The following is a 10399-nucleotide window of genomic DNA, read 5'->3' as shown; positions in this document are numbered from 1 at the left end:
ACCCAGGTCGGCAGCCCCCGCCGCGGCGCGGGCTGCCGACCTGGGTGGCCGTCGCCGGGGTGCTGGTGGCGCTGCTGGTCGTGGTCGGCCTGGTGTTCGCCGCGGTCAAGGTGATGGGGTCGGACTCCGGGCAGACCGACACCGCCGACGGCTCCGACGCCGCCGAGACCACCACCAGCAGCCCCGAGGCGACCATTCCGGTCGCCGACCTCAAAGGACTGCTGCCCTCGGTGTCGCAGGTGCAGTCGACCCTGCAGCTCACCGACCTCGAAGTCAAAGACGACTGGTCGGATGCCCGCTCCCTGCGGCCTGACGACCGGGTCTCCGACGGCTCCTGCCTGGGAACCCAGTACACCTCGGAGGGCACCGTCTACACCGGCAGCGGTTTCACCGCGATGCGCGGGGAGCGCCTGGAACGCAAGGGCACGATCGTCGCGACGACCGTCACCGGGTTCCCCTCCGCCGGGGACGCCGCCGCCCTGGTCGACAAGTCCACCCAGACCTGGAAGAACTGCGCCGGCAAGCCGCTGACCCGGTATTTCTCCAGCCTCGACGAGAGCGAATCGTGGATGCTGGGCACCGCCGAGGTCAACGAGGGCGTGCTGCACGTGCTCAACTTCGAGGAGGGCGGGGAAGGCTGGGCCTGCTCGCACGCCCTGGCCGACAAAACCAACGTCGTCATCGAGACACTGGTCTGCGGGGTGGGGGTCACCGACGAGGGCAGTCGGCTCATCGACGAGGTCCTCTCGTCGATGACGGTGTGATGGTGTGCGCCGCCGGTCCGGCGACCGTCTAACGTGGGCACGATGAATTACAGGTCGAAGATGCTGCCCGGCGTGCTGGCGCTGGCCACCGCTGCGGTGTTCGGGGTCGGCGGGTGCCACCAGGTCACCGAACTCTCCGACGCCGGCCCGGTCGCCGCAGACTTCGCCAACCAACTCAGCGCCCAGGTCACCACCGAGGCGATGATGGGGCATCTGCAGAAGCTGCAGGACATCGCCGACGACAACGACGGCACCCGCGCGGTCGGCACCCCCGGCTACGACGCCAGCGTCGACTATGTGGTGAAAGTGCTCGAGGAGAACGGATTCGAGGTGCAGACCCCCGAATTCGACGCCAAGGTCTTCGACGCCGAGCCCGGTGAGCTCACCGCCGGCACCACCAAGATGGAGGTGCGGGCCCTGGAGTTCTCCAAGGCGGCCGACGGTGACGGGGTGACCGGGCCGCTGGTGGTCGCCAAACCGGGTGACGACACCCCGGGCTGCACGCCCGAGGACTACGACGGGCTCCCGGTCGACGGCGCGGTGGTGCTCGTCGACCGCGGCTCGTGCCCGTTCTCGGAGAAGGAGGCCGCCGCCGCGGCCAGGGGCGCCAAGGCGCTGATCGTCGCCGACAACGTCGACGAGGAGAAGATGGGCGGCACCCTCGGCCCCGACGCCGACGTGAAACTGCCGGTGGTCTCCATCACCAAGGCGCAGGGGGCGAAACTGCGCGAGCACCACGGCGACGCCACCGTCAAACTCAAGGCCGAGACCAAAAACATCCACTCGCGCAACGTGATCGCCCAAACCGAGACCGGCTCCATCGAGAACGTGGTGATGGTCGGGGCGCACCTCGACTCGGTGCCCGAGGGCCCCGGCATCAACGACAACGGCTCCGGGGTAGCCGCCGCGCTGGAGACCGCGGTGCAACTCGGCGACAACCCCGAGGTCAACAACGCGGTGCGGTTCGCGTTCTGGGGCGCGGAGGAACTCGGGCTGATCGGCTCCACCAAATACGTGGAGTCGCTGTCCTACGACGAGCTCAAGGACATCGCGCTCTACCTCAACTTCGACATGTTGGCCTCCCCGAACGCGGCCTACCTGACCTACGACGGCGACCAGTCGCTGCCCCTGGACAAACGGGGGCGGCCCATCGTTCCCGAGGGCTCCCCGGGAATCGAGCGGCTGCTGGTGGACTACCTGGAGCAGGAGGGCAAGTCCGCCGACGACGCCACCTTCGACGGCCGCTCGGACTACGACGCGTTCACCAAGGCCGGAATCCCCTCGGGCGGACTGTTCTCCGGCGCCGAAGGGGAGATGACCGTCGAACAGGCCGAGATGTGGGGCGGCAAGGCCGGCAAGCCCTACGACCCGAACTACCACAAAGAGGGCGACACGATCGACAACATCAACAAGCAGGCCCTCGGCATCCTCGGCGGTGGGGTCGGCTACGCGGTCGGGTACTACTCGCAGAACGTGTCCGGGCGCAACGGCGTCGCCGAGTTCGCCGACCGGGTTCGCCACCTGCAGTCCACGCCATGAGCCGTTGGCTGCGGCCGATGCAGGCGGTGCTGTCGCTGCGCGTCATCGTCGTGGTCGCCGCGCTGTCGGTGGTGCTGCTGGTGATCCTGCTCGGCGCCTGGGTGTGGGTCGGGGTCAGCAATGACCAGTACAACCAGCTGGACCGCCGTCTGGACTCGGTGAGCAGCCTCGGGGACATCTCGTCGCTGCTGCGCAGCGGCCAGAACGACGACGCCGACCTGCCGCCGCCGGACGGCTCGATGGTGCGCACCGCCCGCATCGGCGGGGTGACGGTGTCGGTGCCGGCCGATGTGGTGTTGCCGCGCTTCGACAACGGCTACAACAACGCCACCATCAACGGCGTCGAGTACCGGGTTCGTACCTTCGCAGCCGGGCAGGCCTCGATCGCCGTCGGAGCGCCGGTGGCTGCCACCGAGAAGCGGATCCATCAGCTGCATCTGCGGGTGCTCGGCATCTGCGGTGGAGTGCTGGTGGGAACGGTGATCGTCACCTGGGTGATGTGGACGATCATGATCAACCCGTTCCGGCTTCTCGCTCAGCAGGCACGGATGATCAGCGCCCAGTCCCAGCCCGACCAGCTGCAGGTGCGCGGGGTGCGCGAAGCCGTGGAGATCGCCGAGGCCGTCGAGGGCATGCTCGACCGGATCGGCACCGCTCAGCAACGCACCAGAGCCGCACTGGAATCGGCGCGCGACTTCGCCGCCGTCGCCTCCCATGAGCTGCGCACCCCGCTGACCGCGATGCGCACCAACATGGAGGTGCTGGCCACCCTGGACCTGCCGATCGAGCAGCGCAAAGAGATGGTGCGCGACGTGATGCGCACCCAGAGCCGCATCGAAGCCACCCTGGCCGCCCTGGAACGGCTGGCTCAAGGTGAGCTGACCACCGACGAAGACTATGTGCCGCTGGACATCACCGAGTTGCTCGACCGTGCCGCCCACGACGCGATGCGCAACTTCCCCGACGTGCGGATCACGCTGGTGCCGGCCAACGCGGTGCTGATGCTCGGGCTGCCGGCGGGTCTGCTCCTGGTGATCGACAACGCGATCGCCAACGCGATCAAACACGGCCATGCCACCGAGATCCAGTTGGACGCGACGTCCTCGGCCGCCGGTGTGGAGATCACCATCGACGACAACGGCACCGGGATCCCCGAAGGGGAACGCGAAGTGGTCTTCGAACGGTTCTCCCGCGGCTCCACCGCGTCACGCTCCGGGTCCGGGCTGGGCTTGGCGCTGGTGGCCCAGCAGGCCGAGTTGCACGGCGGGGCCGCCGCGCTGGAGGAGAGCCCGCTCGGGGGCACCCGCCTGGTGCTGCGGCTGCCCGGAACATCCCCGGTGTAGGCGTCAGTTGCCGTGTGCCGGAGCCGCGGCGGCGGCACGCAGCCGCTGCGCTGCCCGCTGGTCGGTGAGTTCGCTTCGGGCGTAAGGGTTCTGCCAGTAGAAGCGGAGACAGCCCAGCAGCACCGCGGTGTGCGGGGTGTATTTCCCCGGAGCCCCGAGGACCCGGTGGGTGCCGTCGATCATCGTCACCCCCAGCGGCTTCCATAGAAAACGGGGCTGATTCGGCATCGAGTCGGTGATCCCGACAACCTCCTGCCAGGACCCCGACGCCGACCCGATGACGTTGGCGAACTCGAAACCCTCTGCGGTGATTCGGATCCGGCTCGTGCCGCCCCGCAGCAGTGCCGCCACCAGATACGCCAACGTCGGCGGCACCACCAGCACCAAGATCGCGATCCCCACCGCCGGAGGCCAATCGGGCAACAGGATCCGATAGCCGTCGGGGTCGTCGGTTGCGAAGATCATTCCGAACAGCGCGGCCGTCAGCATCGTCGCGAGGAGCCCGATGAAGATCGCGGCCTCCAGCCGTGGGTCGGGCCACAGGGTGGTTCCGGTGTGATCGACGGTGGCGCGCGGCGAGGTGTGCGAGCGCAGCCACCACGCCAGCAGACCCGCCACCACGGCGATGTTGAGGCACACCAACATCACCCCGGTCAGATATTCGCCGTATTTGAATGCCAGTACGGTCGTAGTGACCTCCACGATCGTGAAGCAGAGGGCGAGAGAAAGCAGTTGCACGATCCCGCTGAACGTCGAGCGCGACATCCCGAAGTTCGCGACCCGCCACCGCGGTGTCGGTGTGCGTTTGGTGACCGGTTGGGCGCTCGGGCGGACCGGTTCGGCCGGGGCGTCGAAACGGCCGTCGCGCAGACGTTGCAGACCACGGTCGTCGACCAACTCACCGCGCAGACGGGGATGACGCCAGTAGAAGCGCACCCATTCGCGCAGTCGGTGGCTCTCGACGCCGTAGCCGTTGATGGTGGGCACGAACAGGCTGGTCCCGTCGGCCATCACCATGTTGATCGGAAACAGCGCCGAGGACGCCATGACCTGGTAAGACTCGGGCGGTCGATCCGGGTCGATCACCCGCGTGGTCTTCACATCGAGGATCTGGCGCACGTCGTCCCACCGTCCCCGTTTGATCCGACTGGTGTTGGCGAAGATGAACTCCTCGGGGGTGAACTGCAGGTAGTACCCGGACCGCAGGGCCATCTGCACCATCACGAACGCCAGAAATATGCCGGCAGCGCCCAAACTGAGCAACACGATGTACTTCCCGCTGGCGTTCAAACCGTCCATCTGATCGTCGGACAGGATGAACGCCAACTCCTGCGGGCGGGCGAAGACCAGCACGAGAGCCCCCGCGAACTCCAGCACCAATCCCGCTAGCATCCCGACGCCGAGGCGGTGCATCGTCCGGTTGGGGCGCAAGGAGGTCCCGGAGGCGTCCGCGGACCACCGCCCCGGCATCTTCGGGCCTCGCCACCCCAGGATGACGACGCACGCCCAGAAGGCCGCGAGCCCGGCCAACAGGACCGCGAGCAGGGCGCTGCCATGGGCAGCGGCGACAACCGCGCACACCAGGATCGCGAGGACAAAAAGCACCCCGAAGATCAGCGAGTAGATGCGCATGCCGCGGTGGCGCCGGACCTCTGCGGGAACACTCACTTCGGGATCCTAACCGGCTCGTCCGGGTGGGCGCCGACGCGTTTTTGCCCGTGTGACCGACTCGGTGCGGTGGCGGTGTCTCGCGACGAATTAGTGTTACCGGTCATGCCGTGGTATCCGGGCGCCGACCGCCGCTACCTCACCCAGTACTGGGACGGGGGCCGGTGGCTGATCCTGCTCACCGAGAGCGCCCTGCGACTGGAGAACACCTGGATCGCCCTCGACGACATCGCCGAGGTTGCCTACTGGAGTCGCACCTACATGTCGTTCGGCACCCCCTACTACGCCCCGCGGCCCCGAGTGGAGCGGGCGTTCAGCGTCACCGACGTTCACGGCACCGTGACCACCCTGGCGATGAACTGGCCCGGGTACTTCGACAACGACGAGAAGCGGGTGGCGTTCTCCGGGCTGGTGGAGATCTCACGGCGGATGATCGAACCCCGCATCACCGAACGGATTCTGGCCACGCTGCACCGCGGTGAGCAGTTCACCGTCAAAGACGGCTGGGCATATCTGAGCCTGCACCGTGACGGGATGACCGCCCGGACGCTGCGCACCCACCAGGCGGCCTGGTCGGATTTCTACACCGTGGACGTCAACCCCTACTTCAACAACATGGACCCGATCGAGTTGACCGGGCAGGCGCGGCTGTGGGTGACCCGCGGCGGCAAACCCCACCTGATGACCGGGCTGACCACCATGGTGCCCAACGCCGTCGTGCTCGGCAGTCTGCTGCCGGCGTGTGCCCGCCGCTTCGGCGCCCGTTAGGAGAACGTGTAGTCCGACAACGGGAACGTCGAGCCCTCCCGCACCGCGTTGGCGGTCGAGGTCGGCCGCAGCAACGTGGCCTCCCCGGCGTTGTTGAAGTAGTAGGAACGGCTGGTGGCGCAATCCCCGGCGTAGAACACCGACTTGTCCAACAAAGCGGTCATCCGGTCGAGGAATCGGGTGTTGGCCTCCTCGGTGACCTCGAAGACGTCGGCGTTGCGGTCCTGCAGCTCAGAGAAGAGCCGGTCCATGTGCCGCATCTGGTATTCCATCGTGTTGAAGAACGACAGACCGGAGAACGCGAACGGGCTCGCCAGGCTGAGGAAATTCGGGAAGTACGGAATCGACACCCCCTGATAGGCCTGGAACCGGTTCTCCCGCCACCACTTCCCGAGATTGCGGCCCTGGCGTCCGATCACCTCGATAGCCGGGAAGTTGGCCTCCCACAAGTCGAACCCGGTGGCCAACACCAGAGTGTCGATCTCGGTTTTGGTGCCGTCGGCCGCCACGATCCCGTCGGGTTCGATCCGCTCGATCCCGGCGGTCTGCAGGTGCACGTGATCGCGGGTGAAGGTGCGGTAGTAGTCGTTGGAGTAGGTGGGGCGTTTGCAGCCGAAGTCATAGTCGGGCGTGAGCTTGTCGCGCAGCTCCTTGTCGCGCACCGAGGCGAATCGGTGCATCTTCGCCAGGTCGGTGGCGGCGATGTTGAGACGACGGAATGCTGTGTAGCGCAACACCCCGGTCACCATCATCAACTCGAACAATGTGTCGGTGACGAACCGGAACGTGCGATGGATAGGCGGTACCGCGGCGAACAGCCGCTGCAGCAGCGGCGGGATCGGGAAGTCCAGTTTCGGCACCACCCAGATCGGGGTGCGCTGATAGACCGTGAGGTCGGCGACGCGGTCCGCGAGCTCCGGAATCAACTGCACCGCAGTGGCGCCGGTGCCGATCAAGCCGACGCGGCGGCCGGTGAAGTCGTAGTCGTCATCCCAGGCGGTGGTGTGCACCGTTTTGCCGGAAAACCCGGTGATGCCGGGGATGTCGGGTGTGTTGGGTTGCGACAGGAACCCGGTGGCGGTGATGAGGAACTGCGCGGTGATCACGTCGCCGTCGTTGACGGTGACCTGCCAGTGGCCGGACTCCTCATCCCAGCGGGCACTCTCCACGGTGGTGCGAAACCGCATGTAGCTGCGCACGTCGTACTTGTCGGCGACGTGCTCGGCGTAGCGTTTGAGCTCCTCGCCGGGGGCGAACAACCGCGACCAATAGGGGTTGGGCTCGAACCAGTAGGAGTAGGTGGTCGACGGGATGTCGACGGCCAACCCGGGGTAGTGGTTGACGTGCCAGGTGCCGCCGAGGTCATCCTCCCGGTCGACGATGAGCAGGTCACGGTAGCCGAGACGGTTGAGCTGGATGGCCGCACCGATCCCGCCGAAACCGGCGCCGACGATGACGGCCTCGTAGTGCTGGGCGCTCATAAAACGACGGTAGCTGACTCGTGAGTAAGTTTGTAGTCGTCGGGTCCGGGTAACCTGGGTGGGCCTGCTGTAGACCGACCAGGGGAGGGTGGCTATGACGGAGTTGTTTCCCAGCGACAGCGACGGCGACATCGCTGAACAGGCCGCGCCCGTCGATGACAGCGACGAGGTCGACGACGTGCCCACCGGGGACTTCGTCGGCACCATCGAGGCCAACCCGGCCGATGTCTACGAGCAGCACCAGGTGGTGCCGTTCGACGACGAAGACCGGCTCGAGGAGTGAGCACCGACCCGGTCGGGGTGGAGCCGGCGCGGGTGTTCGCGGCACTGGCCGGCATCGTCTATCAGGGGTCGACGATGCCGGAGATCTATTCCGCTCTGTGCGTGGCGGCGACCATGATCGTGCCCGGGTGCGACCATGCCAGCGTGCTGCTGCGCCGCGAGGACGGCAGCTATGTGATCGCCGCGGCCACCGACGCCGTCGCCCGGCACGTCGATGAGCTGGAGATGCACCTCGGCGAAGGGCCGTGCCTGGACGCCATCGAGGATGAGGCAGCCCAGATCGACGCGGACCTGACCACCCGCAGCGAGTGGCCCGCGCTGGCCGCCCGGGTGGTCGCCGACACACCGGTGCGCGGCGCGATGGGGTTCCGGCTGCTCGTCGACAGGCGCAAGGTCGGGGCGCTGAACCTGTTCGCGACCGCGCCGGACGTGTTCGACACCGTCGCCGCCGAGACCGCGGTCGTGCTCGCGGCGTTCGCGTCGGTGGCCACCAACGCGGTCGCGCGCGGCGAGGATGCCGCCAGCCTGCAGCGCGGCCTGGCCAGCAACCGTGAGATCGGCAAGGCGGTCGGGATGTTGATGCTGCTCAACGGCATCGGCGAGCAGGAGGCGTTCGAGATCCTGCGGCGCATCTCGCAGGCCACCAACGTCAAACTCGTCGAGGTCGCCGCGCAGCTGGTGCAGCGCCGCGGCCAGCTGCCCACGGACTAGTCTCCGGGGCGCGCGGCCAGACGCCGTGCCGCCGCGACCGCCAGTTCGGCCACGTCGAGGGTTTTCGACGCCAGATCGTGGCGGGCGTCGGCGATCTCGACCAGTTCGGTGCGGGCCGGGATCAGTGCGGCCGCCGCATGCAACTCGTCGAGGCTGCCGAACGGGTCCTTGCCGCCGTGGACGAACACCGTCGCGACCCTGATCGCCTCCAGGTGACCGGTGCGGGAGCGCTCCGGCTTGCCCGGCGGGTGCAGCGGGTAGGAGAACAGGCTCAGCACGTCCAGTGGTGTGCCGGCATCGGTAGCCACCATCGAGGTCATCCGGCCGCCGTAGGAGTGCCCACCGGCGATCAGCGGCCCATCGGCCTGGGTGCGCGCCCAGGCGAGCGCCCCGCGGACACCGTCCTGGTCCCCGGTGGCCGACCCCGACGGCGGCCCGCTGGGCCGGCGGCGCCGAAACGGCAGGTTGTAGCGGATCGCCAACCAGCCGTGGTCGGCCCACGTCGCGCAGACCCGCTGCAGCAGCGGTGCGTCCCGGTTGCCACCGGCGCCGTGGGTGAGCAGAACCACCCCGGCCGGGGTGCCGTCGGGGCGATGGGCCACCCCGTCGATGTCGGCGAGGCTCACCGCGCCAGCCGGAACAGCGGGGAGACCGGGCCGTGGCCATGGCCCAACGGGTAAGCGGCGCGCAGACATTCGGTGACCCACGATTTGCCGAACGCCACCGCGTCGGGCACGCTGCGCCCGTGTGCGAGGGCGGCGGCGATGGCGGCGGCCAGCGTGTCACCGCCGCCGTGGTCGTTGCCGGTGTCGATGCGCTCGGCGGGGAACTCGGTGAACGTCTCACCGTCGTAGAGCAGATCCGGACTCGACGTCGCCGACCGCAGATGCCCGCCCTTGACCAGTACCCAGCGCGGCCCCAGGGCGTGCAAAGCGGTGGCGGCCTCCCGTTGGGAGTCGGCGTCGACGACGTCGACCCCGACCAGAAGACGCACTTCGTCGAGGTTGGGGGTGACCAGAGTTGCCAGCGGAAACAGTTGGTGACGCAGCGAATCGAGCGCCTCCGGCACCAGCAGCGGATCGCCGTGCATCGAGGCGCAGACCGGGTCGACCACCAGCGGGATGCCCGGGTCGAGGCGTCGCCAGGTGGCGGCCACCTCGCCGATGATCTCCGGGCCGGCCAGCATCCCGGTTTTGGCGGCTTGGGCTCCGATGTCGGTGAGCACCGAGTCGATCTGGCGTCCCACCACCTCCGGGGGCACCTGGTGCACCCCTTGCACACCCACCGAGTTCTGCACGGTCACCGCGCTGACGGCCACCAGGGCGTGCACCCCCAGCAGCGCGGCGGTGCGCATGTCGGCCTGGATGCCGGCACCGCCGCCGGAATCGGATCCGGCGATGGTCAACACCCGCAGCGGGGCCTGCCCCGGCGGGGCCAGTGGCAGGAACTGCACGCGGCCGGTCCCGGGCTAGTCCGAGCCGCCCGCCGCGCCGTCGGCGGTCACCGCGTCGCCGGACGGGGCCAGCGGCAACAGCCCGTGCCGGCTGGCGTAGTCACGGGCGTCCTGGCTGATGCGCATCGCGGAGAACTGCGGACCGCACATCGAGCAGAACTTCGCCAGCTTCGCCGCCTCCGCCGGCAGCGCCTCGTCGTGGAAGTCGCGGGCGGTCTCCGGGTCCAGCGACAGCGCGAACTGGTCGTGCCAGCGGTAGCCGAAACGGGCTGTCGACAGCGCGTCGTCGCGCTTCTGCGCGTGCGGGTGCCCTTTGGCCAGATCGGCGGCGTGCGCGGCGATCTTGTAGGCGATGACCCCGGCTTTGACGTCGGCCCGGTTGGGCAGCCC

At 68.3% G+C, this 10399-nt stretch carries 10 protein-coding genes and 1 pseudogene; 6 read left to right on the top strand and 5 right to left on the bottom strand.

Annotated features, from left to right (window positions below; translation table 11 throughout):
• The 3 genes from B8W67_RS19335 to B8W67_RS19325 all read left to right on the top strand — a co-directional run.
• On the top strand, nucleotides 1–764 hold a 764-nt coding region (locus B8W67_RS19335; protein ID WP_133056158.1), incomplete at its 5' end, for a sensor domain-containing protein.
• A 42-nt stretch (nucleotides 765–806) separates the two neighbouring features.
• Complete coding sequence (locus B8W67_RS19330) at nucleotides 807–2303, top strand: M28 family metallopeptidase (protein ID WP_085305754.1); 1497 nt, start codon at nucleotides 807–809, stop codon at nucleotides 2301–2303.
• Nucleotides 2300–3646 (top strand): sensor histidine kinase, encoded by a 1347-nt coding sequence (locus B8W67_RS19325; RefSeq protein ID WP_069390572.1) that lies wholly within the window; start codon nucleotides 2300–2302, stop codon nucleotides 3644–3646. The genes B8W67_RS19330 and B8W67_RS19325 overlap by 4 nt, the downstream gene beginning before the upstream one ends.
• Before the next feature lie 3 nt (nucleotides 3647–3649).
• On the opposite strand, the gene B8W67_RS19320 is transcribed toward B8W67_RS19325, so the two are convergent.
• Nucleotides 3650–5314, bottom strand: coding sequence for a hypothetical protein (locus B8W67_RS19320; RefSeq protein WP_133056157.1), 1665 nt, complete (start codon nucleotides 5312–5314; stop codon nucleotides 3650–3652).
• 105 nt (nucleotides 5315–5419) lie between these two features.
• Here B8W67_RS19320 and B8W67_RS19315 point away from each other — a divergent pair, with 105 nt between their 5' ends.
• Nucleotides 5420–6082 carry a hypothetical protein gene (locus B8W67_RS19315; protein WP_085305750.1) on the top strand — a complete coding sequence of 221 codons (663 nt, stop codon included), beginning with the start codon at nucleotides 5420–5422 and terminating at the stop codon, nucleotides 6080–6082.
• On the opposite strand, the gene B8W67_RS19310 is transcribed toward B8W67_RS19315, so the two are convergent.
• Nucleotides 6079–7563 (bottom strand): flavin-containing monooxygenase, encoded by a 1485-nt coding sequence (locus B8W67_RS19310; RefSeq protein ID WP_085305748.1) that lies wholly within the window; start codon nucleotides 7561–7563, stop codon nucleotides 6079–6081. The two genes, B8W67_RS19315 and B8W67_RS19310, sit on opposite strands and share 4 nt — an antisense overlap.
• Nucleotides 7564–7657: 94 nt before the next feature.
• Here B8W67_RS19310 and B8W67_RS19305 point away from each other — a divergent pair, with 94 nt between their 5' ends.
• Together B8W67_RS19305 and B8W67_RS19300 are read left to right on the top strand one after the other, a co-directional pair.
• A complete protein-coding gene (locus B8W67_RS19305) occupies nucleotides 7658–7846 on the top strand; it encodes an Rv3202a family protein (RefSeq protein WP_085305746.1) in 189 nt (62 codons plus the stop codon).
• Nucleotides 7843–8556 (top strand): GAF and ANTAR domain-containing protein, encoded by a 714-nt coding sequence (locus tag B8W67_RS19300; RefSeq protein ID WP_234806832.1) that lies wholly within the window; start codon nucleotides 7843–7845, stop codon nucleotides 8554–8556. Before B8W67_RS19305 ends, B8W67_RS19300 begins: the two co-directional genes overlap by 4 nt.
• Here the strand turns inward: B8W67_RS19300 and B8W67_RS19295 are convergent.
• The 3 genes and pseudogenes from B8W67_RS19295 to B8W67_RS19285 form a co-directional block, all read right to left on the bottom strand.
• Nucleotides 8553–9182 (bottom strand): alpha/beta hydrolase family protein, encoded by a 630-nt coding sequence (locus B8W67_RS19295; RefSeq protein WP_085305744.1) that lies wholly within the window; start codon nucleotides 9180–9182, stop codon nucleotides 8553–8555. The two genes, B8W67_RS19300 and B8W67_RS19295, sit on opposite strands and share 4 nt — an antisense overlap.
• Complete coding sequence (thiD, locus tag B8W67_RS19290) at nucleotides 9179–10009, bottom strand: bifunctional hydroxymethylpyrimidine kinase/phosphomethylpyrimidine kinase (protein ID WP_085305742.1); 831 nt, start codon at nucleotides 10007–10009, stop codon at nucleotides 9179–9181. Before thiD ends, B8W67_RS19295 begins: the two co-directional genes overlap by 4 nt.
• A gap of 78 nt (nucleotides 10010–10087) precedes the next feature.
• Nucleotides 10088–10399 (bottom strand): annotated as a pseudogene (locus tag B8W67_RS19285) (phosphomethylpyrimidine synthase ThiC); the annotation flags it as partial.

It is taken from the genome of Mycolicibacillus koreensis (genome assembly GCF_002104795.1).
GTDB lineage: Bacteria > Actinomycetota > Actinomycetes > Mycobacteriales > Mycobacteriaceae > Mycobacterium > Mycobacterium koreense.
This window is presented reverse-complemented; position numbering and strand designations above follow the sequence as displayed.